Here is a 21,956-nt window from a genome sequence, read left to right on the forward strand (position 1 = left end):
GCCCCGCGCCCCTGCGGCGGCGGCGGCCGCGCCCCCGCCGCGTGGGGGGCCGGGGGCGGGGGGGGGGGGGGGGGGCGGCCCCCCCCCCCCCCCCCGCGACCGGTCCCCTGCCAGGGCCTCGCCCGGGTGCCCCTTGTCCCGCCTCTCGGCAGTCCGTCGGTCCGACACCGCCGGCGTTCGGGATGCGCGAAGAGATGCCGGCGGTGTGCCGGATGTGAACATCTCTGCCCGCACCTTGCGCATCACACCGAAAAGTAGCGGCAGAAGGCTGTCCTGCTTTTTCACGCAGCCCTTTCCATGCACTGACGACGAGTAGATGGAGACAGGTGGATATGCAGTCCTCGGTCAATTTCTCGCCGGCGGCGGACTTCTACGACCAGACCCGGGGCGGTGAGGCACGAGGGCGGAGAATCGCTCCCGCCGTGGCCTCCCGCACGTCCAAGGGCGAACTCATCCTGGACGCGGGCATGGGTACCGGCGTGGTCGCACTGGCCCTCCACGAGCAGGGCTACCGGGTGGTGGGGATCGACCTCTCCCACTCCATGCTGACCAAGGCGGTGGACCGGGTCGGCCAGGTGGTGGCCGCCGCCTCGCTGGAGGATCTGCCGTTCCCCGACGAGACGTTCAGTCAGGCGTACAGCGTCTGGGTCACCCATGTCGTCGGTGATCTCCGCAAGGGCCTCTCGGAGGTACACCGGGTTCTGAAGCCCGGCGGACGCTACGTCGTCATCCCCGGGATGATCCTCTTCGACGACCACCCGGTCAGCCAGATCATGGAGACGATCCAGTCCCGTACCGCCGAGGCGGATGACCGCGCCGACCGGATCGTGCCACTGGCCGAGTCGGTCGGCTTCAAGGCGGTGGAGATCGGTGAGCTCGAGGCGGCCACGCACGAGCACAGCCCGGAGACGATCGCCTCCGGCCTGGAGCAGCGGATGCTCTACCACCTGTGGGCCGTCGACGACTCGGTCTACGAGGAGAGGGTCGAGCCGCTGGTACGGGAGTTGCGCGCGCTGCCCGACCCCGAGGCGCCGGTCGTACGGCAGACCCGGCGGCAGATCCTGGTGCTGGAGAAGCAGGCATGAGCGGCTCCCGGCTCACCCCCGCCGACCTCGTGCGGCGGCTGTCCGCCGATCCGCTGATCGCCATGATCACCGAGCCCGAATCGCCCGCCGTGCCGCAGGTGACCGAGGAGTTGGGCAAGGCGGGCATCGGCGCCGTGGAGATCACGCTCACCTCGCCGAACGCGTTGCGTGCGCTCAGCGAGAGTGTCGCCACCGAGGCGGCGCTGGTGGGCGCCGGCACCATCCGCGACGCCGACACCGTGAAGCGCGCGGTCGACGCCGGGGCGCACTACCTGCTCACCCCGGGGGTGATTCCCGAGGTTCTCGCCGCGGCGGGCGAGCTGGGGGTCCCGGTGGTGTGCGGGGCGTTCACCACCACGGAGGTGATGGAGGCGCACCGGCTCGGCGCGGCGCTGGTCAAGCTCTTCCCCGCCCGCATGGGCGGACCGGCCTATCTCGCCTCGCTCACCATGGCGTTCCCCGACATCCCGATCGTGCCGACCGGGGGCATCACCGCCGACGACCTCGCGGAGTACTTCGCGGTGGGGGCGCACGCGGCGGCTCTCGGCAGGCCGCTGATCGGCGACTCCCTGCGGGGCGGGGAGCTGTCCGGTATCGGGGAGCGCTCGCACGCGCTGCTGGAGGTCGCCCGGTCCTCCCGGCCGGGCTCCCGCTGAAGGCCTGCCCCGCAGCCGTCGCCGGCACCGCCGGCTGTTCGCGTACAGCCCGCTCGTCCGCACTTCCTCATCCGCGGTTCGCCCGTCGCCGTGCGGCGGCGGGGAGCTGCGGCCTGCTCGGTGAAAGGAAGATCACGTGCGTTTGGACCGGTCCTTCGAACTCGACCGCAGGGCCGAGCAGATCGATGCTCTGGCAGCCAAGAGAAAGAACGTCATCGCCTCGGACCAGATGGTCGAGGGACGTTACCCCGTCTTCGCCGAACGAGCGGCGGGCGCCCACTTCTGGGACGTGGACGGCAACAAGTACCTCGACTTCTTCCTCTCCTACGGCACGGTGATCCTCGGCCACGCCGATCCGGACGTGGACGACGCCGTGGTCCGCGAGATCCGGCGCGGCTTCGCGGTGGGCCTGATGAAGCCGGTGCAGACCGAGCTCATCGAGGAGATCCTGGAGATCATCCCGGGTGCCGAGATGGGCATGCTGCTCAAGACCGGTTCGGACGCGACCGGCGCGGCGGTGCGGCTCTCGCGCGCGTTCACCGGCCGGGACCGGGTGGTGCGCTGGGGCTACAACGGCTGGCACGACTGGTGCGCCCAGTGGGACACCGGCGTCCCGGAGGCCGGCCGCGCGCTGATCGACACCTTCACCTACAACGACCTGGACTCGCTGCGGGCGCTCTTCGAGCGTCACCCGGACAGCATCGCCTGTGTGGTGATGATGCCCTTCATGGTCGAGGCCCCCGAGCCCGGCTTCCTGGAAGGCGTACGCGAACTGACGCGTGAGTACGGGGCGTTGCTCGTCTTCGACGAGATCCGCTCGGCCTTCCGGCTGGCGCTCGGCGGCGCGCAGGAATACTACGGCGTGACCGCGGACCTGGTGACGCTCTCCAAGGCGTTCGCCAACGGGTACGCCGTGTCGGCCCTGACCGGTCGCGCCGACGTACTGCGCACGCTGCGCAAGGTGCACATCTCCTCCACCTACTACTCCAACGCCGACGCCATGGCCGCGGCGCTGGCCACGATCCGCAAGCTGCGCTCCGGGGACCATCTCGCGCACATCTGGCGGCTGGGCGAGCGGCTCCAGAACGGACTGCGCGAACTGGCCGCCAAGAGCGGCACAGCGGTCGAGGTGGTGGGCCATCCGCCCATGCCCTTCCTGGACTTCGCGATGGGCAGCGAGGACGACAACCAGCGCGCGAAGCGGGTGTTCTACACCTCGACCATCGCCGAGGGCGTCTTCTTCCACCCCAACCACCACTGGTTCATCTCCGCCGCCACCACCGAGGCGGACATCGACCAGGCACTGGAGGCCGCCCGCAGCGGGTTCGAGGCGCTGGTGGCCGAGGGCTGGACGCGCGAGGCCCTGGAGGCGCGGTCATGAACGGCATCACACCGCCCGTCTCCACCGGAGCCCCCGCGCCCGGAGCGCCCGCGGGCGCCGACCACGGCTGGGGCATGCGCCACCCGCGTACGGCCACCGAGCGCCACTGGGCCGAGGAGCAGGAAGTCATCGGCCCGGGTCTCCAGGCGGTCATGCTGCTCTCCCGGCTCTGTGTGGAGTCCGCCGACGGGGCCGAGCTGACGGACGTCGACGGCAACCGGGTCCTCGACCTCCAGGGCGCCGGTGGCGTCAACTCCCTGGGCCACGCCGAACCGCGCTACGTCGAGGCGATGGCACAGGAGCTCGGGCGGGCGACCGCGGGCGCCTTCGGGACGCCCGCGCGGCTGGAGATGGTCCGTGTTCTGCGGGACTTCCTGCCCGAGGATCTGGACACGATCCAGCTCTACAGCGGCGGCACCGAGGCGGTGGAGGCCGCGCTGCGGCTGGCCAAGTCGGTCACCGGCAAACACGAGTTCCTGTCCTTCTGGGGCGGTTTCCACGGCAAGACGATGGGCTCGCTGGCGCTCACCGCCGGCGCGCGCTCGGGGCTGGGACCGCTGCCGCCGGGCTACTTCTCCACGCCGTACGCCAACTGCTACCGCTGCCCCTTCCAACTCCGGGCGCCCGAGTGCGGGTTCGCCTGCGTCGACCACGCCCGCGACGTCATCAAGGAGAACAGCACCGGCGCGCTCGCCGCGATCGTGGTGGAGCCGGTGCAGGGACGTTCCGGGAACGTCGTGCCTCCGCCCGGTTACCTCTCCGCGCTCGCCGAGGTGGCCGAGGAATTCGACGCGCTGCTGATCTCGGACGAGATGATGACCGGTTTCGGGCGGACCGGCGCCCCGTTCGCCTACCAGCACGAGGACGTCCGGCCCGACGTGCTGACCGTCGGCAAGGGCATGGGCGGCGGCTACCCGGTGACGGGGGTGATCGCCTCCGCGCGGACCATGGCGGCCGAGCCCTTCTCCGAACCGAGCGCCAGCTCGTCCAGCTTCGGCGCCTTCCCCATGGCATGCCGCGCGGTGGGTACGACCACGAACATCCTGGTCCAGGACAAGCTGGTGGAGAACGCCGCCGAGCGCGGGCGGGAGATGCTCGCCGCGCTCCGGCCGCTGGCCGAGACCGCCCCGCTCGTCGGTGACGTACGCGGCGCGGGCCTGGCCATCGGGATCGAGCTGGTGATCGACAAGCAGACCCGCGAGCCGGCGCCCAAGAGCCTGGTGCAGCGCGTCTACCTCCAGCTGATGGAGGCCGGGGTGCTGGTCATGCTCGGCGGCAACACCCTGCGGCTCTACCCACCGCTGGCGATCGGCCCGCAGCAGGCCGAGACGGCGGTGGGGATCATCTGCGAGGTCCTCAACTCCACCGGGGAGGACCGATGAGCCACGCACTCGATCCGGCCGCCCTGCTGGCGGTCGCCGAGGAGGCGGCCACCGGGGCGGCCGACGAGCTGCTGCGGCGGCGCGGTTCCCGCCACGAGGTGGCGACCAAGAAGAACGACTCGCTGGTCAGCGACGCCGACACCGCCGCCGAACGGCTGGTGCTCGACGTGTTGCGCGAACGCACCCCGGGGTTCGGTGTCATCTCGGAGGAGGCCGGCGCCGACGTGTTCCCGGGCGCTCCGTGCTGGATCGTCGACCCGCTGGACGGCACCACCAACTACCTGCGCGGGCTGCCGGACTACGCGGTCGCCCTCGCGCTGGTCGAGGAGGGCGTGACGGTCCTGTCCTGCGTCGTGCTGCCGGATTCCGGCGCACGGTTCACCGCCCTCGCCGGGCAGGGCGCGTACCGCGACGGACGGCGGATAGCGGTGACGCGGGAGGCGCCCGGACGCTCACTGACCGGTACGGGTTTCGGTACGGCGGGGGTGGTGCGCGAGGCGCAGCGCTCGGTCGCCGACAGCCTGCTGCGGGGCGGCTTCGAGATCCGCGAGCCGGGCAGCGCCTCGGTCGGTCTGTGCCGCACGGCGTGCGGTGCCTACGACGGCTATCTGGAGTTCGGCATCGAGGTGTGGGACACCGCTCCGGGTGCGCTGCTCGTCCAGGAGGCCGGCGGCGTGGTGACCGGTTGGGGCGGTACGCCCTTCGAACCTGCGGCCGGTGACCTGATCGCCGCCGCGCCGGCGGTGCACGCGCGGCTGGTGGACGCGGGCGGCGCACGGCCGCCCGCCCGGACGACGGGAGGCGCGGCGTGAGCACCCCTTTGAAGGTGGCCCTTTCGGGCTTCGGCACCTCCGGCGGCGCACGGCTCGCCGGCTACCGCTCGGTGGCCGGCGCGGACGTCGTCGCCGTGGTGGAGCCGGGCGCGCGGAGCCGGGCGCGGGCGGCCGGACTGCTGGACGGAGGGCGCGTGTTCGCCTCGCTGGAGGAGCTGCTCGCATCGCCGACCGGCGCCTCGCTGAACGTGGTGGACATCTGCAGCCCGCCGGTGTTCCACGTACCCCAGACCAGGGCGGCGCTCGCCGCCGGGGCCCATGTGATCTGCGAGAAGCCGGTCGCGGTCACCGGTGAGGAGGCGCGCGGCCTGGTGGAGCTGGCGCGTTCGCGCGGACGGCTGCTCTTCCCGTTCCACAACTACGGGACGTCGCCGGTGATGCGGGAGCTGTCGGCCGCGGTGGAGGAGGCGGGGATCGGGCGGCTGGAGTCGGCGGTCTTCCGGATCCTGCGCGACCGCCACGCCCGCGGTGTCGCGGGGTTCGCGCCCGACTGGCGCCGTTCGCGTGAACTGGCGGGCGGCGGGATTTTGCTGGACCACGGCACCCACTGCGTCTACATGGCTCTGCGGCTGTTCGGCAGGCCGCCCAAGACGGTCTCCTGCACGGTCGGCCGGGCCGGCGGCGACCCGCTGGCGGTCGACGAGGAGGCCCAGGTGCGGCTGGACTTCGGCGACGCGTACTGCGAGATCGCGCTGAGCTGGATCAGCGGCGTGCGCTCCAACCACTACGCGGTGCACGGGTCCGGCGGACGGCTGCGGATCGACGACGGAGTGGTCGAGGGCACCGTGGGCGGGAGCACCTACCGGCGGAACCTGGTCTCCCCGAGCAAGGACCAGACCCACCTGGAGTGGTTTCCGCCGATGTACCGCGAGTTCCGCCAGGTGCTCGCCGATCCCGCCTCCTGGCACCGGCCGGCGACGGAGATCGTCGAGACCGCCCGGGTCGTGGAGTGCGCGTACGCGTCCGCCGCCGCGGGCGGTTCGGAAGTGCCGCTGTGAGCACGGTGCGTGCCGCCGCCGGGGCGGCACGCACCGCCCGGTTCAGCCGGCGGCGGGCAGCCCGATCGCGCGAGTGAGCAGCGGTGCCTCTTCGGTCAGGTTGTCCAGCGCCGTGGAACGTTCATGGGAGGCGAAGTAGTGGCAGATCACACGGTCTTCCCGGTCCGGGAGCCACTCCAGGCGGCCCGACCGGTAGGGCTCCTCCAGGCTCTGGGACGCGGTGCCGAGCCGACCGCCGAGCAGCGAGTAGGACATCTGCGTCACGTAGCGCGGCGCGAAGCTGATCTCGCGGGGCAGCCCGGCCAGGGTGTTCTCCAGGAAGTCGGCGTCGAAGAAGCGGACCCGGTCCACGGCGGAGAATCCGCAGCACATGTAGGGCACATGGGCCACGCCCGGCAGGTGGTCGGCTATCCAGTGCACACCCTGCGGCTCCCAGCCGAACTCGGGCGAGTAGAGGAAGGCGGGGCGCTCCCGCACGGGTGCGGCGGCCCATTCGATCAGTCGCCGCGGGCGGTCGAGGAAGACCACGTCGCTGTCCATGCTCACCACCGACCGGGCTTCGGCGAGCAGGAAGTAGTCCACCAGCTGGAGGATGCGCACGTTGTTCCGCCGCACGGCGGCGAGCACCGGGTGATCCGCCAGCAGCTCGGCCACCCGGGCGTCGGCCTCCGCGCGCCCGATGACGCGTACGCCGGGGACGAGCCGCTTGAGCCGCGCCGTGTCGGTGGCGGTGAGCGTGCCGTCGTCGTGCACGACGGGCGTGACCTCCGGCCAGCACCGGGCCAGCGACTTCACCGCGAAGAGGTAGAGCGGCACGTGGTCGGACGAGACCAGGCTGTGTACCTCCACGTCGTGGCTCCCGGTGAAGTCCGGTACCCGAGCGCCGAAGAGGCCGCGGGCGACGGTGAACGCGGTGGCGGCGCCGCCGGAGCGCGCGGCTCCCTGGGGCGAGTCGGTCTCGGTCTGCCTCATACGGATCTCCTTCAGCCAAAGGGGAAGAGCATGGACGTACCGGTTGATTATCCTCAAATCAGTACAGAAATAGAAGAGTTGACGTGGCTTCACTTCACCCCGGCCCGAGCGGAGGTGGTGCGGGAGGCGATGGCGCTCCTCGTTCCGGGGCCGACGGATCTGCCCGGCGAACGGGAGCCCGGCGCGCGCGAGGCGGACGCGGTCCGGTACGCCGACCGGCTGCTCGGCGCCTTCCGCGTCGACCCGCCGCTGATCTACGCCGTCGGCTCCGGCAGCGCCCACGTACCGCTCTCGCCGGAACAGCGGCACGGATGGCTGCTCCGCGTACGGCAGTTGCAGGCCGCCTACCGCGACGGCACGGCTCTCCTCGACCGGCTCGCCGACGGGGACTTCGCCGCCGCCGACGTCGAGGTGCGCCATCGCGCGCTGCGCGACCCTCGGGCGCACGCCTTCCGCGGTCTGCTCTTCGACCACGCCATCGAGGGGACCTACGGCGACCCGGTCTACCGGGGGCGCCCGGCCTCCGGCCGCAGCACCGGGGCCACCCCCCTGACCGTGGAGCACCCGACCGGTCGCACGGCGCACTCCGAGCGCACCACCGGCACGGGCACCGGAACCGGCCGCGCTCCCGCCCCGTACGGCGACGAGACCGCCGCGCTCCTGCGGGACTTCACGGCCGCCGCGCGCCAGGTGGTCCTGGGCGGCGACGATGGCTGAGCGCGCGGTGGTGGTCGGCAGCGGCCCCGGCGGCTCGGTGGCCGCGATGGTGCTCGCCGAAGCCGGCTGGGACGTCACCGTGCTCGAACGCGGCCCCAGCCACTTCGACGACCTCGCCGCCCCGGCCCCCTCGCACCGCTTCTCCTCCGACGAGGTCAAGGGGCCGATACGGGGCTTCGAGTACCCCGATGTGCTGGCCGAGCCCCGGGTCTACGAGGAGCGCCGACCCGGCGGCGGTCGCCACACCGGTTTCGTCAACGCGCTGCCGGCCACCGTGGGCGGTGGTTCGGTGCACTGGGACGCCAAGACCCCGCGCCTGTGGGACCTGGACTTCGCCAAGCGCTCGCTGCTCGGCCCGCTGCCCGACGCCGACGTGGTCGACTGGCCCTTCGACTACGCCGAACTCTCCCCCTACTACGACGAGATGGAGAAGATCCTCGGCGTCCAGGGGTCGCTGGCGCTGCTGCCGGACTCCCCCACCCTGCGGCATGCGCCGCGTGGGGGCGACTTCCCGATGCCCCCGGGGCCGGACCAGTCCTCCTCGCTGCGCATCGCCGCCGCGGCCCGCACCCTGGGGCTGCGGCCCTTCCCGATGCCGATGGCCGCCAACTCGCGTCCCTACGGCGGCCGCCCGGCCTGCTTCGACTGCGGGGCCTGCTGCGGGTACGGCTGCCCCAACCAGTCGCGCGGCAGTGCGCTGGTGCCGCTACGGCGGGCGGTGCTGGCCGGTGCCGAGGTGATCGCGCTGGCGACCGCGACCCGGGTCCGGTACGACGGCCGCCGTGCCCGCTCGGTGGTGTGGCGCGACGCGGACGGTCATGAGCACGAGCTGCCCGCCCGCCGGGTGGTCCTGGCCGGGTCGGCGGTGGAGAGCTGCCGGCTGGCGCTGCTCTCCGAACTCCCTGACCCGGGCGGGCTGGTGGGACGGTATCTGATGTTCCACTGGTACTCGGTCGCCTACGGGCTGTTCGCCTCCGAGCGGGTACGCGGGGAACACGGACGCAACATCACCCACGCGCTGGACGACTTCGCCGACCCCGACCACCCCGGTGCCCGTGCCGCCGCGCAGGCCGCGGGGCTGCCCTACTTCCGCGGCGGGGTGGTCGAGCTCGGCTCCACCCCACTGGGGCGGGTGGCCGAGGGCCGCGTCTACCGGCGGCTGCTTCCGGAGCTGACCGAGGTGCCGTACGGGGCGGCGTTCAAGCGCCTGATGGGCCAAAGCCCGCTGCGCGACCGGCTGCTGGGGGTCCAGATGCACGGCGAGGACGTACCCCAGCGGGAGAACACGGTGACGCTGGACCCGCGGCTGAGGGACTGGCGGGGCGTGCCCGTGCCCCGTATCCGCTGGGCTCCGCACCGACACGAGACCACGGCCCAGCGCTTCTATCTGCCCCGGCTCGCGCGGCTGCTGCGCGCGGCCGGCGCCGACGCCGTCGCGGCCCTGCCCGAGACGCGCTCGGCGGCCTTCCCCGACGAGCCGGCCTTCGTGCCGGGCAATTTCCACACGCTCGGCGGGATGCGCATGAGCCGGGATCCGCACAGCGGCGCCACCGACGGCGAGGGGCGGCTGCACGGCATGGACAACGTCTTCGCGGCCGACGGCAGCCTCTTCCCCGGCTCCGGGGCGCACAACCCGACTCTGACCTTGATGGCGACCGTACTGCGCAACACGAGGAGGACGACGTGAGCGACCACATTCCCGCACCCCGGGCCGCGACACCGCGCGCGCCCGAGTACGCCTTCGACCCGACGGTGGCCCTGGGCTGGAAGAACATCGGGCTCGACGGGCTCGGCTGCTTCCTGCGCTCGGTCGAGGCGGTGCTGGTGGGACACGGCTACGGGAGCAGGGAGATCGCCCAGGGCCTGGCCGTACCGTTGGAGCTGGTGCGGCGCGGCACGTGGTTCGGGCCGATGAGCGAATTCCCCGCGTGCACAGCGCGCTGGCATCTGACCGAGTTCGGCGACGGCGCGCGGCAGTGGCCGCTGGTCGCGGAGACGCTGGAGGCCGGCGCGCCGGTGGTGCTGATGCCCGACGGCTACCACTGGGCCGGCGACCAGTACCAGGGCCGGGAGCACTTCCACCACCACATGGTGCTCGCTCACCGGCTCAACGAGGGGGGCCTGCACCTGCTGGACACCGACGCGCCGGCCGCCGAGGGCTACCGCCGGACCGTCGAGGTCGATGACGAGCTGCGGCGGTCCTGCTCGCGCGTCGCGTTGGTCGAGGACATCGCGCCACCGCACGCCCGCAGTGCCGAGGAGATGGCCGAGGCGCTGCTCCCCTCCTCGCTGCCCGCGCTGGCCGAGGACATCGCCGAACTGCGGGCGTTGCACGGCCGGGTGTGGTCCGGTGGGCCGCTGTCGACCCTGGTCGCCAAGGGCATGGACGTCCTGGTGCTCGGCGACATCCAGCCGCAGCTGTTCCTGCTCGGCCACGCGCTCGCCGACGCCGACCAGGAGTCCGTGCGGCGGGTCTCCACGGCCGCGCTGACCGCGGCGGCGCGGGCCCAGAAGCTCGGGCTGCTGATGATGGGCCTGCACCGCTTCCAGGCCGAAGGCGTCTACGGCGTCGCGCACGAGGAGATCTCGCTGCTCGCCGACAGCCTGGACGGGCTGCTGGACGAGATGCACCGCTGGCACGGGAGCGAGCGCCCGCCGGCCGTCGACGCGGACGGTGCGCACATCACGCGGCGACTGCTCGGCGAGACGCAGTGGTGCTTCGGCGCGGGAATGCCTCTGGAGAAGCTGGATATATCTCCCCTCGGGTAATCGGACGAGTCACTGAACACCATTCACAAGGCCCTGTGGAGTTAAATACCATGGGGCCTGAAAGGCGTTTCCTACCGCAATTCCAAGATTTTAGGAAACCGTTGACAGCATCCCCGTCCGGGCATAGCGTCTGGTCACGTCCGGCCGCGCCGACCTGTCCGGCGCACCGGTGAATCATTGTTCGCTTTCGATGAGGAGAGCAGTGGTATGGGTTCGGACGGCGAAATTCTTCAGGAAATCCGCACGGTCCTGGTGGAGCAGTGCGATACCGCATCGGACCGCGCTGCGAAAATCGCTTTGGACGACCCGGTCTCCGTCCTGGAGCTGGACTCGATCGTCATGGCCTATGTCTTCAGCCATTTCGAGCAGAAACACGATCTCACTTTCGAGAACGACGACATCGACCCGATGCGCTACACCACCGTCCGGGAGCTCGTCGAAACCCTTTCCTCTCGCATCGCGGAGGCCGGCACCCGATGACGTCCGACAGCCCGCTGCTGCCTGTGGGTGAAGCGGAGGCGGCGCCTCCCGACGACGCCCTGATGATGGATGTGCTGGCGTCGCAGTACCGGCTCGCCGCGGTGGCCGTGGCCGACCGCCTCGGACTGTTCGCCGCGCTGGCCGAGCGACCGTCGTCCGCCGCCGCGCTGGCGTCGGACCGCGGACTGCACCCGCACGGCACCGCGGTCCTGCTGAACGCCCTTGCGGCGCAGGGGCTGCTCGTCGTGCACGGCGGCGCGTTCCACCCGACCGCCACGGCACAGGCCTTCCTGCTGCCGGGCACCGCCCGCCACTGGGGCCCGATGCTCCGGCTCGGCTGGGACGAGCGCTGCACCGCCGTCCGCACCCTGGTGACCGAGGGGACGCCGTACGGCTACCGGGGCAAGGGAATCTGGGACACCCACAACCGCTCCCGCCACCACGGCGAGCTGTTCGCCCGCGCCATGCACGCGCACTCCGCCGGACCGGCGGCGGCGCTCGCCGCCCACCTCGATCTCAGCGGCTGCACCCGTCTGCTGGAGATCGGCGGCGGCGTGGGCACGTACTCACTCGCCCTCGCCGGACGCCATCCACGGCTGACCGCACAGGTGCTGGACCTGCCGGTGGTGGAGCGCCAGGCCGTCCGGCTGATCGAGGACTCGGGGCTGACCGGGCGCGTACGGCTGCGGGCCGGCGACATGTTCGGCGAGCCCTGGCCGGGTGAGCAGGACCGGGTGCTCTTCGCCGACGTCCTCAGCGACTGGGACGACGAGGGCTGCCGCACCCTGCTCGGCCGGGCCCGCAAGGCGCTCGCACCCGACGGGCGGCTCCTGATCCACCAGGTTCTGCTCGACGACTCCCGGCACGGTTCGGACGCGGCGGCCGGCTACTCGCTGGCCCTGGCCGTGATGACCGGCGGCCGACTGCGCACCCTGCCCGAACTGGCCTCGCTGCTCGCGGAGTCAGGCTTCGGGGAGTGCGTGGCCCTGCCCACCTACGGCCACTACTCGCTGATCACCGTTCGAGGCGACTGAGCCACAGGTCGGCCTGGAACCCCGCCGCGACGGAGCCCCGTACGCGCCCACCCTCTCCCCCGGTGAACCTGGAGCAGACATGGACAACTCGCCCCGTGTAACGGCCATCATCACCAGCCGGGAGCGCTTCTCCTACGCGGAGGAGTCGCTCAGGAGTTTCTACGAGCACACGGAACTCCCCTGCGACGTGGTGTACGTAGACGTCAATTCGCCCCGGGACCGGTGGGAACGGCTCAAGCGGCTCGGCGACGAGTTGGGCTTCACCGCGATCCGTCTGAACAAGTACGTCTCGCCCAACTGCGCGCGAAACGTGGGACTGCGCTTCGCCACGAGCGAGTACGTGGTCTTCCTCGACAACGACGTGGACTACACGCCCGGTTGGCTCGAACCACTGGTGGCCTGCGCGGACAGTGAGAACGCCGCCATGGTCGGCCCGCTCTATCTGCACGGACCGCTGGAGGAGCAGGTGGTCCACATGGCCGGTGGCGACATGGAGTTCTCCGGTGTCTGGGGCACCCGGGAGTTCAAGCAGACCCAGCGCTACTTCATGAAACACGTCACCGAGGTGCCGGAGAAGGAGCTGCGTCGCCAGCGGTGCGACATCATCGAGTTCCACTGCGCGCTCGTGCGCCGCTCGGTCTTCGAGCAGGTCGGCGGGATGGACGAGGGCCTGCTCACCACCCGTGAACACCTGGACTTCAGCCAGCGGGTGCTGGACGCGGGCGGCACGGTCTGGTTCGAGCCCGGTTCGGTGATCACCTACCGGATGCCGCCGCCCTTCGCCCTCACCGACCTGCCCTACTTCATGCTGCGGTGGAGCGACGCCTGGACCGAGGACACCCTGCGGCACTTCGCCAACAAGTACGGCATCAGGCCCAGTTACGTGGAGCGCGTCACCAAGAACCGCAAGGGCCGGCAGTGGCTGCTCTTCGAGCAGATCAAGCAGCACCTGCCCGACGGCCTGGGCGAGCGGGGCACCAAGGTGGTCAAGCGCTCCTTCCAGAAGGTCGAGCCGCTGGTCAACCGCGCGGTGGTGGAGGTGCTGACCTTCCGCGACGAACCGCTCCAGTGGCAGGTCCACCACGGCTCCGCCGACCGCGCCCGTACGAAGGCGTCGGTCTCGTGAGTACGCCCGCGCCCGCCGCCTCGGGCCCCGGATCCGGTTCCTCCGCGCCCGTGGTGGTGGTCACCGGCATCCCCGGCAGCGGCAAGTCCACCGTGGGCGCGCTGCTCGCCGGGCGCCACGACCGCGCCGTGCTGATCGAGGGTGACGTGCTGCGGCGCATGGTGGTCTCCGGCCGGGTCGAGATGTCCCCGGCGCGGGAGCCGCAGGCGTTGCTCCAGTACGGGCTGAGACTGCGCCACCTGGCGTATCTGGCCCGCTCCTACGCGGCCGAGGGCTTCCTGGTGATCGCCGAGGACAACATCCTCGGCGGCCATCTGGAGGAGTTCGTCGCCATGCTCGGCGACACCCTCACCGTGCACGTGGTCGTCCTGGCGCCGCGCGCGGAGGTGGTCGGCGCACGCGACGCGGCCCGCACCCACCAGGCGTACGGCGAGGGCGGCTGGAGCGCGGACGCGCTGGACACCGCCTTCCGCGAGGAGACGCCCCGGATCGGGCACTGGTTCGACACCTCCGGCCAGAGCGCGGCGGAGACCGTCGAGGAGATCTGTCACCTGCTGAAGCTGGACGGGGACCCGTGAACGGGCCCGACGCCCGCGTGGTCCTGCCGGGACCGGGGCGGGCCCGGCTCTGGCAGCAGCGCGTCACCCCCGGCTCGGCGCGCAGCTACGCCTCGCTGCTCAGCCCCGAGGAACGGTCGCGGGGCGCGGGGATGACGGATGTGGCGCGCGCCCGGTTCACCGTCGCCCGCGGGGTGCTGCGAGGAATGCTGGGCCGCGGGCTGGGGCTGCGGCCGGACCGGGTTCCGTTGTGCGTGGCCTGCCCCCGGTGCGGCGCGGCCGACCACGGACCGGTACGGCTGGCACTGCCCGGCGTGGATCTGGCCCTCTCGCTGTCGCACTCGGCCGAGTTGGCCGCGGTCACGGTGGCGCACGGCGAGCACCGCGTGGGTGTGGACGTCGAGGCGGGCAGGGCGGCCGGTGATCTCGGTGCGCTGGCGCGGCGGGTGTTCGCGCCCGCCGACCACGACCGGTGGCGGACACTGCCGGCCGGCCGCGCCCGGCCCGCGGTGCTGACCGCGTGGGCCTGCGCCGAGGCGTACGCCAAGGCGGCCGAGCTCGGGCTGGGCACCGCGCTGGCCCGTATCGGCGCACGGCTGGACGAGCACGGAGGGCTGATGGTCGCCGGGCCGCGAGATCTGGACGGCTGGTCGGTGCGGACCGTACCGGCGCGGCTGTCCGGTTACGCGGCGGCGGTGGCGACCCGACACGACATCCACCTGCACAGCGCCGGCTTCGGGTGGCCCGACGCCGGGCGGGAGCTGAGCGGACGGCCCGCGGCACACCGGACGTGACGACGCCGGGCGCGGAGGCAGCGGGCACCGACGCGGGACGCCGTACGCAGGACTTCGGACGCGCGACCGGCGACAGCCGGAGGGACACCGGGCACGGAAGAGGAGAGACTATGCAGGACGACCGGCAGGCTCCGGCCGCCGACCGGACGGAAGCGCTGGTGCGCGACCGTCTGGGCGCGCGGATCGGCGCCCAGCTCGCCCACGTCTTGGACCGCGGCGAGAAGTTCCACGACGTGGGCATCGACTCCCTGGACATCGTCGTCGTACTCGCCGAACTGGAACGGGACTTCGCGGTCGAGCGCATCGCCGACGGAGAGCTGTGGGACATCGCGGACTCCGTCGACGCACTCGTCCGCTACCTCGACGCCCACGGCCACGCACCCGCGGAGTCGCCGTGAGTACCGCCGGAGCGGCGACCCCGCGAGCCGAGGGCGCCGGCGTCGCGGAGAGGGGAGCCGACGCCGATCGCGCCCCCGTGGTGACCGGACTCGGGGTGCTGACCCCGGGCGGCGTGGGCACGGAGGCCCTGTGGCGTGTCTGCCGCACGGGCGACGGCGAGTTCCGCGAGGTCACCCACTTCGACGTCTCGCGCACCGGCACGCGGATCGCCGGCTTCGTGCCCGAGGAGCCCGGCGTACCCGCCCCCGGCGACGCGGCCAGGCTGCCGTACCTGCTGCACCGGGCCGTCACGGCCGCGCTCGCCGACGCGCGGGAGGGCGCCGGCGCCCGGGAGGTGCCGACCGCGCTGGTCCTGGGCAGCACCGACAGCGGCGGCTGCCCCGGCACCGAGGCCTGGCGTGCCTGGGCCGAGGGCGCCAGGCCCTCGCCGGACGCCGGTTGGGAACCCTACGGCGCCCCCTTCGTCGACGGCCCCGTCGTGCAGGTGGGCAACGCCAGCGCCGCCGGCGCCACCGCGCTGGGGGTCGCGACGGATCTGCTGCGGGACGGCGTCGTGGAGCGCGTCGTGGTGTGTGGCGTGGACACCGTCACCGAGACCGCCTTCCACGGGCTCGCTTCGCTGCGGACCCTCAATCCGCGCGGCTGCCGCCCGTTCAGCACCCGCCGCGCCGGCATCCGGATCTCCGAGTGCGGCGCCGCGATCGTCCTGGAGCGGGCGACGGCCGCCACCGCCCCCGGCTACGCCCGGTTGCGGGGGTGGGGCAGCAGCAACGAGGCGAGTCAGGCCGCGCGTCCGGACCACGAGGGCGTCGCCAAGGCCGTACGGCGCGCGCTCGCCGACGCCCGGACCGAACCGGGCCTGCTCGACTACGTCAACGCTCACGCGGCCGGCACCCGGCACGGCGACATCGCCGAGATCCAGGCGCTGGAGCAGGTGTTGGGCGACCGGCTGCCGAAGGTTCCGGTGGTGAGCACCAAGGCCGCCCTGGGGCACTGCCAGGGCGCCGCGGGCACCGTGGAGGCGATCATGACCGTACTCACGCTGGCACGCGGGGAGGTCCTGCCCACGCTGGGCCTGGAGGACCGCGATCCGCGCTGGGACCATCTGAACCTCGGCGACCGGGCGACACCGGCACCGCCGTCGGTCGGCATGACGATCTCCTGCGGACTGGGCGGTTCCAACGTGGCGGTGGTGTTCAGCCGTGACTGACACCCCCGCGACCGACCTCTCCGTGAGCCGCTCCCCGGCGCGGGGTACCTCCGTGCGGGGAGCTGCCGGGGCGCCCGTGGGCCTCGTGGGGCTCACCGTTCGCTCCGCGCCGGTGCCCGTGCCCCGACTGCCCCGGCGGACCGAGGAGTTACCGCGCACCCCGCTGGCCGTGCGGGACCTGCTGCGCCCCGCGTTGCTGGCCACCGCCGAGACCGCCGTCGCCGAGGCGGGGCTCTCCCCCGACGAGGTACGGACCATGGGCTGTGTGACCGCCTCCAACGGCGCCACCGCCGCGACCGGTACCTACATAGCCCAGGTGCTGGCCGGGCCGGGCCCACGCTGGCTGGCGCCGGAGTGCTTCCTGCACTACTCGCCGCACACGCTCACCGGCGAGCTGAGCATCGCCCTCGATCTCGACGGGCACGCGGTGACGCTCACCGGCGCTGCCGCCGGCGTCGACGCGCTCGGCTACGCCGCGCTGATGGTGCGCTCCGGGCGGTGCCGCAGTGTGCTGGTGGCCGCCGCGCACTGGCCGCGGCCCGCCACGCCCGACGACGAGTCCGTACCCCTGCTGACCACCGCCGCCGCGATTCTCGGCAGCGGCGGTGGCGGTGGCGGCGGGTCGGTCAACAGCTGGGGCGGGGTGACCGGTTGGCGTCCGGGCGGCAGCCATCCGGCCGTCCGCGGGGACGACCCGGCGGGCTCGACGGACGGCCGTGGCGCCGACGTCACCGCGCCGTTCGCCGCCCTGGCCCGGTGGCGGGCCTCGCGCGGCACCCGGGGCATGGAGCTGGCCGGCGGAGGATCCCGGCTGGCCGTGGTGGCGGGAGGCGGCGCATGACCACACCCGGCCGCACCCCCGCGAACACCACCGGGTCCGCCGGCCCTGCACCCGCCCCGCCGGATCTGCTGGAGCTGCTGCGGCAGCGCGCTCGGAGGGACGGCGACCGGGCGGCGCTGGAGCACGAGAGCGCCACCCTGTCCTGGGCCGAGCTGTACGACCGCGTCCAGCTCGCCCGCCCCGCGCTCCACCCGCCCGCGGGCGGGCGGACCCGGACCGGCCTGCTCGCCGGCAACCACCCCGACACCGCGGTAACGCTGCTCGCGCTGCTCGCCAACTCTGCGGAGGTCGTGCTCTACGACGCCCGCGCCACCGACGCCGAACGGCGCCAGGTCGCCGAGCTGGGCGGCGTCGGCCGCTGGTACGGCGCTTCGGCCGCCGGGGCGCCCGCGGGGGCCTCCGACCGCGGTCGGCCGGCCACCGCCGGGGGCGACGGCTCCACGGACCGTGCCGGGGCGCCCGCGTACATCGGCCTGGTCACCTCGGGCACAGGCGGACTGCCCAAGGTGGTGGGCAAGAGCTGGCCGGTGACGCTGGCCAACTCCGCCGCCTTCGCCGCGAGCGCCGGGTACGTCCGCGAGGACCGGGTGCTGTGCACCACACCGCTGCACCACGCGTACGCCTTCGGTGCCGCCCTGCTGCCCGTGCTTCTGACCGGGGCCACCCTGGTGTTCGCCCCCCATCCGCCCACACCGGCCACACTGGCCCGTGCGCTGCGGGAGAGCGGCGCCACCGCGATGCAGAGCGTGCCCTTCCTCTACCGGGCCCTGCTCGACTGCGGCGAGCGGCTGGAGGCCCCCGGCCTGCGGTTGTGTCTCTCGGCCGGAGAACCGCTGCCGCGTGAGCTGGCGGGCGCCTGGCGAGAACGCGTCGGCGTCCCCCTGCGCGACCAGTACGGGGCGACCGAGTTCGGCCAGATCGCCTTCGCCTCGGACGATCCCGACGGACCGATGCGGTTGATGCCGGGCGTCGCGGCCCGCCTGTCCGACGAGGACGGCAACTGGCTCACCGACCCCGGCCCGGACACCACCGGCGATCTCCATCTGCGCCAGGAGGGTGCCGAGGTCGCCTACTGGGGGCTGCCGGAGCTCGGCCCGGCGGCCCTGCGCGAGGGCTGGTTCCGCACCGGTGACACCGGTCGGCTGCCCGGTCCCGGGCTGGTGGAGGTACAAGGCCGCACCGACCGCCGCATCACGGTGGCCGGCCGGAAGGTCGACCCGGACGAGGTCGAGCGGGCCATCTCCCGCATGGCCGGCGTCAGCGAGTGCCGGGTGAGCGCGGCCCCCGCGGTGCCGGGGCGAACCGGTGACTCCTTCGTCGCGTTCGTCGCGGCCGAGCCGGCCGTCACCGAGATCGAGCTGCGGCGCCATCTCGCACGGCTGCTCTCCTCGTACAAGGTGCCCACCCGCTTCCATCTGACCGAAAGGCTGCCTCGGACCGGTTCGGGCAAGGTGCACATGGCCCGGCTGTGGCAGGAGGTGCGCGTATGACGCCGCTGCCCTCGCTCTCGGCCGGCCGCTACGCGCTGGTGTTTCCCGGCGCCGGATCCCATCTCCCGGCCATGGCACGCCGGTTGTGCCGTGCGTTCCCGGTCGCGGTCGAGGTGCTGGAGCGCGCGGAGAAGGCCGTGGGGCTCGACCTGGCCCGACTCTGCCGCGCGGGCACGGTGTCCGAGCTGGCACCGCCGGAGATCTCGCACCCGGCGGTCGTGGCGACGGCGCTGGCCGGCAGCGCCGCGCTGCGCGCCCACCTGGGCGAGCGGCTGGCTCCGCCCGCCTTCATCGGCGGCCACAGCCTGGGCCACTTCGCGGCGCTCGTCGCCGCCGAGTCCATCGCCTTCGAGGAGGCACTGGTGCTGGTGGCCCGCCGTGCCCGGCTGATGGCGGAGCAGTCGCGCCGCCGGCCGGCGCTGATGGCCTCGATCAGCGGCGTCGACCCGGAGCGCGTGGCCCAGTGGTGCGCAGACTGCCCGGCCGCTGCGGGAACGGCCGTCGTCGGCTGCCTCAACGGGCCACGCCAGACCGTGGTCTCGGGCGACGAGGCCGCCGTGCGCTGGGTGACCGCGCGGGCCGCCGAGGCTCCCACCGCGGACGACCCGGCGCGCGTACGGAAGTTGACCGCCGGGGTGGCCTCGCACTCACCTCTGATGGACCCGGTGCAGGACGAACTCGCCCCGGCGCTCGAAGCGCTCGGGCCGGTCGCACCGGCCGTGCCCGTACTCCTGAACAGCACGGGCCGCCCGAGCACGGACCCCGGCGAGCTGCGCACCGATCTGCTGCGGCAGCTCTCCGCACCCGTGCGGTGGAACGAGGCGATGCGCGCCGTTCTCGACTCCGGTGTGGAGACCGTCGTGGACACCGGGCCGGGGCAGGTGCTGTCGAAGGCCGCCGGCCTCCATCCCGACGCGGTCCCGGTGGCACTGAACTTCATGCAACCGCTCGACAAGGTGGTGCCGTTGCCATGACGTCCGACCGCCACCACACCGCCCCGACGCGCACCGCCGAAGCCCCGGACCATCCCGCGGGCCCCTCGGCGGCCGGCGCACCGGACGCTCACGCCGACAACTGCGCCACGGTGGCGGGGCGTTCGGCGCTGGTTTTCGGCGGCAGCCGGGGCATCGGGCTGTCCACCGCGCGCGCCCTGGTCGAGCAGGGCCACCGGGTGACCGTCGCCTCTCGCGGCGGCGGCGCCCCCGAGGGCCTGGGCGCGGTCCGCTGCGACGTGACCTCGTCGGCGGACGTGGACCGGGCGTTCGAGAGCGCCGAGCGGCGCCAGGGGCCGGTCCAGATCGTGATCTGCAACGTCGGCACACGCGAGGACAACCTCCTCATCCGCTCCGGCACCGCGGCCTTCCAGCGCGTCGTCGACACCAACCTGACCGGCAGTTGGCGCGTCCTGCGGCGGGCCGCACCCGCTCTGGTCGACGGCGGATGGGGCCGGGTGGTGCTCGTCTCCTCGGTCGCCGCCGTGCTCGGCGTGGCGGGACAGACCAACTACGCGGCCTCCAAGGCCGCCCTGCTCGGACTCGGCCGCACGGCCGCCCGCGAGCTGGGGCCGCACGGCGTGACCTGCAACGTCGTACTGCCCGGCTTCGTGCGCACCGCGCTCACCGAGGATCTGCCCGCGCCACGGCGGGCACGGATCGTCGACGGCAGCGCGCTGGGCAGGGCCGCCGAACCGGAGGAGGTCGCCGCCGTCATCGCCTTCCTCGCGTCCGAGGCGGCCGGCTATGTGACGGGAGCGGTGGTCCCCGTCGACGGAGGTCTGGCCATGGGCGTATGAGCACCACCGGTCATCCCGATCTCCCCGGACCACCCAACGGAGCCTCCATGCGGATCCTACTCGTGGACAACTACGACTCCTACAGCTACAACCTGTTCCAGCTGATCGCCACGGTCACCGGGGCCGAGCCCGATGTGGTGAGCAACGACGATCCGGTGCTGCTCCGACCGGACGTGGCGGGGTACGAAGCGCTGGTCGTCTCACCGGGCCCCGGACACCCCGGCGTGCCGGGCGACTTCGGGCACCTGACCGGGCTGCTGGCGCGATCCCCGCTGCCGGTCCTGGGCGTGTGCCTGGGCCACCAGGGGCTCGCACTCGCCGGTGAGGCCCGGGTCCGGCAGGCGTGGGAGCCGCGCCACGGCTGGCTCAGCCCGGTGCGCCACCGGGGGCGGGGGCTGTTCGCCGGCATCCCGCAGCATTTCACCGGGGTGCGCTACCACTCGCTGGCGGTGGCCGAGCCGCTGCCGCCCCAACTGGAGGCCACCGCCTGGGCGGAGGACGGCGTGGTGATGGGGCTGAGGCACCGGCAACTGCCGCGTTGGGGGGTGCAGTTCCACCCGGAGTCCGCCTGCACCGAGCACGGCGACCGGCTGATCGCCAACTTCGTGCGGCTCGCCCGCGCCCGCGCCGTGGCCGGCCCCCTCCATGCCGCCGTCTCCCGGCCCCGTACGCCGCGCCCGACGAGGACCGCGCTGCGGACCGGCCCCACGAACACGCCCCTCGGCACACCGACCGACCCCACGGGGCCCGGCGGTCCCCGGCCTGACGGCACCCCACCAGGCGGTGCGCCGACAGCCGGTCCGCGAAAGCGACCTACGCGCCCCGCTGCGGTACCGGCCGAGCGCGCATCCGCCCGACCCGCCCCGGAGTACGAACTGCACCACCGCCGCCTCGCGGTGGAGCCGGACACCGAGACGGTCTTCCGCGACCTCTTCTCCGCCGGCACGCACGCCTTCTGGCTCGACAGCTCACGCGTGGAACGCGGCCGGTCGCGCTTCTCCTTCCTCGGCGACGCCTCGGGCCCCCTGTCCGAGACCGTCCGCTACCGCGCCGGTTCCGGGACGGTGGCCGTGACCGGCGCCGACGGCGCCACCACCGAGGTGAGGGGAAACGTCTTCGACTATCTGCGCGACGAGCTGGAGCGGCGCCGCATCCCCTCCCGCGATCTGCCGTTCGACTTCGTCTGCGGCTACGTCGGCTATCTCGGCTACGAGTTGCGGGCGGACTGCGGATCCCCGCTCGCCCGTCCCTCGGTGGCCGACGACGCCGGCTGGATCTTCGCCGACCGCCTGGTGGCTGTGGACCACGAGCGCGGGGAGACCCATCTGCTCTGCCTCTCCCGCCCCGACGCCGGCGACGCCGCGCGGGCGCACCTGTGGCTGGAGCGGACCGCGCGCACGCTGCGCGCCCTGCCCCGCCCGAAGGCCGAGCCGGTGCCGG

General features: G+C 73.2%; 22 protein-coding genes. 21 read left to right on the top strand and 1 reads right to left on the bottom strand.

Annotated features, from left to right (window positions below; all coding sequences use genetic code 11):
* The first annotated feature begins 332 nt into the window (after positions 1-332).
* From AB0917_RS25860 to AB0917_RS25885, 6 genes are all read left to right on the top strand, one after another.
* Positions 333-1,085: a class I SAM-dependent methyltransferase gene (locus AB0917_RS25860; RefSeq protein ID WP_366822082.1), complete on the top strand. Its 753-nt coding sequence runs from the start codon at positions 333-335 to the stop codon at positions 1,083-1,085.
* Positions 1,082-1,741, top strand: coding sequence for a bifunctional 4-hydroxy-2-oxoglutarate aldolase/2-dehydro-3-deoxy-phosphogluconate aldolase (locus tag AB0917_RS25865; protein WP_366822061.1), 660 nt, complete (start codon positions 1,082-1,084; stop codon positions 1,739-1,741). The genes AB0917_RS25860 and AB0917_RS25865 overlap by 4 nt, the downstream gene beginning before the upstream one ends.
* A gap of 136 nt (positions 1,742-1,877) precedes the next feature.
* The gene (locus AB0917_RS25870) at positions 1,878-3,122 is read left to right on the top strand and encodes an aminotransferase class III-fold pyridoxal phosphate-dependent enzyme (RefSeq protein ID WP_366822062.1); all 1,245 of its coding nucleotides are present in this window, start codon (positions 1,878-1,880) and stop codon (positions 3,120-3,122) included.
* The gene (locus tag AB0917_RS25875) at positions 3,119-4,504 is read left to right on the top strand and encodes an aspartate aminotransferase family protein (RefSeq protein WP_366822063.1); all 1,386 of its coding nucleotides are present in this window, start codon (positions 3,119-3,121) and stop codon (positions 4,502-4,504) included. The genes AB0917_RS25870 and AB0917_RS25875 overlap by 4 nt, the downstream gene beginning before the upstream one ends.
* Positions 4,501-5,316, top strand: coding sequence for an inositol monophosphatase (locus AB0917_RS25880; protein ID WP_366822064.1), 816 nt, complete (start codon positions 4,501-4,503; stop codon positions 5,314-5,316). Before AB0917_RS25875 ends, AB0917_RS25880 begins: the two co-directional genes overlap by 4 nt.
* Positions 5,313-6,335, top strand: a complete 1,023-nt coding sequence (locus tag AB0917_RS25885) for a Gfo/Idh/MocA family oxidoreductase (protein ID WP_366822065.1) — start codon at positions 5,313-5,315, stop codon at positions 6,333-6,335. Before AB0917_RS25880 ends, AB0917_RS25885 begins: the two co-directional genes overlap by 4 nt.
* Positions 6,336-6,377: 42 nt before the next feature.
* Here the strand turns inward: AB0917_RS25885 and AB0917_RS25890 are convergent, their stop codons facing one another.
* Entirely contained in the window at positions 6,378-7,307 is a 930-nt protein-coding gene (locus AB0917_RS25890) for a hypothetical protein (protein WP_366822066.1), read from the bottom strand.
* A 78-nt stretch (positions 7,308-7,385) separates the two neighbouring features.
* Here AB0917_RS25890 and AB0917_RS25895 point away from each other — a divergent pair, with 78 nt between their 5' ends.
* The 15 genes from AB0917_RS25895 to AB0917_RS25965 all read left to right on the top strand — a co-directional run.
* Positions 7,386-8,024, top strand: coding sequence for a hypothetical protein (locus tag AB0917_RS25895; RefSeq protein WP_366822067.1), 639 nt, complete (start codon positions 7,386-7,388; stop codon positions 8,022-8,024).
* The gene (locus AB0917_RS25900; RefSeq protein WP_366822068.1) at positions 8,017-9,711 is read left to right on the top strand and encodes a GMC family oxidoreductase; all 1,695 of its coding nucleotides are present in this window, start codon (positions 8,017-8,019) and stop codon (positions 9,709-9,711) included. Before AB0917_RS25895 ends, AB0917_RS25900 begins: the two co-directional genes overlap by 8 nt.
* Positions 9,708-10,793 (top strand): hypothetical protein, encoded by a 1,086-nt coding sequence (locus tag AB0917_RS25905; RefSeq protein WP_366822069.1) that lies wholly within the window; start codon positions 9,708-9,710, stop codon positions 10,791-10,793. Before AB0917_RS25900 ends, AB0917_RS25905 begins: the two co-directional genes overlap by 4 nt.
* 207 nt (positions 10,794-11,000) lie before the next feature.
* Positions 11,001-11,273, top strand: a complete 273-nt coding sequence (locus AB0917_RS25910) for a phosphopantetheine-binding protein (RefSeq protein WP_366822070.1) — start codon at positions 11,001-11,003, stop codon at positions 11,271-11,273.
* Positions 11,270-12,307, top strand: coding sequence for a methyltransferase (locus tag AB0917_RS25915; protein WP_366822071.1), 1,038 nt, complete (start codon positions 11,270-11,272; stop codon positions 12,305-12,307). The genes AB0917_RS25910 and AB0917_RS25915 overlap by 4 nt, the downstream gene beginning before the upstream one ends.
* Before the next feature lie 79 nt (positions 12,308-12,386).
* Positions 12,387-13,433, top strand: coding sequence for a glycosyltransferase (locus AB0917_RS25920; protein WP_366822072.1), 1,047 nt, complete (start codon positions 12,387-12,389; stop codon positions 13,431-13,433).
* The gene (locus AB0917_RS25925; RefSeq protein WP_366822073.1) at positions 13,430-14,011 is read left to right on the top strand and encodes an AAA family ATPase; all 582 of its coding nucleotides are present in this window, start codon (positions 13,430-13,432) and stop codon (positions 14,009-14,011) included. Before AB0917_RS25920 ends, AB0917_RS25925 begins: the two co-directional genes overlap by 4 nt.
* Positions 14,008-14,784 (top strand): 4'-phosphopantetheinyl transferase superfamily protein, encoded by a 777-nt coding sequence (locus tag AB0917_RS25930; protein WP_366822074.1) that lies wholly within the window; start codon positions 14,008-14,010, stop codon positions 14,782-14,784. The genes AB0917_RS25925 and AB0917_RS25930 overlap by 4 nt, the downstream gene beginning before the upstream one ends.
* Before the next feature lie 110 nt (positions 14,785-14,894).
* Positions 14,895-15,182 carry an acyl carrier protein gene (locus AB0917_RS25935; protein WP_366822075.1) on the top strand — a complete coding sequence of 96 codons (288 nt, stop codon included), beginning with the start codon at positions 14,895-14,897 and terminating at the stop codon, positions 15,180-15,182.
* The gene (locus tag AB0917_RS25940) at positions 15,179-16,393 is read left to right on the top strand and encodes a beta-ketoacyl synthase N-terminal-like domain-containing protein (RefSeq protein ID WP_366822076.1); all 1,215 of its coding nucleotides are present in this window, start codon (positions 15,179-15,181) and stop codon (positions 16,391-16,393) included. The genes AB0917_RS25935 and AB0917_RS25940 overlap by 4 nt, the downstream gene beginning before the upstream one ends.
* Positions 16,386-17,234, top strand: a complete 849-nt coding sequence (locus AB0917_RS25945; protein WP_366822077.1) for a beta-ketoacyl synthase N-terminal-like domain-containing protein — start codon at positions 16,386-16,388, stop codon at positions 17,232-17,234. The genes AB0917_RS25940 and AB0917_RS25945 overlap by 8 nt, the downstream gene beginning before the upstream one ends.
* Positions 17,231-18,724 (top strand): class I adenylate-forming enzyme family protein, encoded by a 1,494-nt coding sequence (locus AB0917_RS25950; RefSeq protein ID WP_366822078.1) that lies wholly within the window; start codon positions 17,231-17,233, stop codon positions 18,722-18,724. Before AB0917_RS25945 ends, AB0917_RS25950 begins: the two co-directional genes overlap by 4 nt.
* Positions 18,721-19,698, top strand: coding sequence for an ACP S-malonyltransferase (locus tag AB0917_RS25955; protein ID WP_366822079.1), 978 nt, complete (start codon positions 18,721-18,723; stop codon positions 19,696-19,698). The genes AB0917_RS25950 and AB0917_RS25955 overlap by 4 nt, the downstream gene beginning before the upstream one ends.
* On the top strand, positions 19,695-20,516 hold the full coding sequence (locus tag AB0917_RS25960) for an SDR family NAD(P)-dependent oxidoreductase (protein ID WP_366822080.1): 822 nt from the start codon (positions 19,695-19,697) through the stop codon (positions 20,514-20,516). Before AB0917_RS25955 ends, AB0917_RS25960 begins: the two co-directional genes overlap by 4 nt.
* A 47-nt stretch (positions 20,517-20,563) precedes the next feature.
* Positions 20,564-21,956: gamma-glutamyl-gamma-aminobutyrate hydrolase family protein (locus tag AB0917_RS25965; RefSeq protein WP_366822081.1), on the top strand; the 1,393-nt coding region annotated here is incomplete at its 3' end.

Source organism: Streptomyces sp. NPDC007346 (genome assembly GCF_040703535.1).
Lineage (GTDB): Bacteria > Actinomycetota > Actinomycetes > Streptomycetales > Streptomycetaceae > Streptomyces.

What these genes read in the sequence shown, in the direction of transcription:
- AB0917_RS25920 (WP_366822072.1), top strand. Translation starts at nt 12,387, where the DNA reads ATGGACAACTCGCCCCGTGTAACGGCCATCATCACCAGCCGGGAGCGC.
- AB0917_RS25875 (WP_366822063.1), top strand. Translation starts at nt 3,119, where the DNA reads ATGAACGGCATCACACCGCCCGTCTCCACCGGAGCCCCCGCGCCCGGA.
- AB0917_RS25960 (WP_366822080.1), top strand. Translation starts at nt 19,695, where the DNA reads ATGACGTCCGACCGCCACCACACCGCCCCGACGCGCACCGCCGAAGCC.
- AB0917_RS25900 (WP_366822068.1), top strand. Translation starts at nt 8,017, where the DNA reads ATGGCTGAGCGCGCGGTGGTGGTCGGCAGCGGCCCCGGCGGCTCGGTG.
- AB0917_RS25955 (WP_366822079.1), top strand. Translation starts at nt 18,721, where the DNA reads ATGACGCCGCTGCCCTCGCTCTCGGCCGGCCGCTACGCGCTGGTGTTT.
- AB0917_RS25880 (WP_366822064.1), top strand. Translation starts at nt 4,501, where the DNA reads ATGAGCCACGCACTCGATCCGGCCGCCCTGCTGGCGGTCGCCGAGGAG.
- AB0917_RS25910 (WP_366822070.1), top strand. Translation starts at nt 11,001, where the DNA reads ATGGGTTCGGACGGCGAAATTCTTCAGGAAATCCGCACGGTCCTGGTG.
- AB0917_RS25890 (WP_366822066.1), bottom strand. Translation starts at nt 7,307, where the DNA reads ATGAGGCAGACCGAGACCGACTCGCCCCAGGGAGCCGCGCGCTCCGGC.
- AB0917_RS25950 (WP_366822078.1), top strand. Translation starts at nt 17,231, where the DNA reads ATGACCACACCCGGCCGCACCCCCGCGAACACCACCGGGTCCGCCGGC.
- AB0917_RS25865 (WP_366822061.1), top strand. Translation starts at nt 1,082, where the DNA reads ATGAGCGGCTCCCGGCTCACCCCCGCCGACCTCGTGCGGCGGCTGTCC.
- AB0917_RS25915 (WP_366822071.1), top strand. Translation starts at nt 11,270, where the DNA reads ATGACGTCCGACAGCCCGCTGCTGCCTGTGGGTGAAGCGGAGGCGGCG.
- AB0917_RS25935 (WP_366822075.1), top strand. Translation starts at nt 14,895, where the DNA reads ATGCAGGACGACCGGCAGGCTCCGGCCGCCGACCGGACGGAAGCGCTG.
- AB0917_RS25860 (WP_366822082.1), top strand. Translation starts at nt 333, where the DNA reads ATGCAGTCCTCGGTCAATTTCTCGCCGGCGGCGGACTTCTACGACCAG.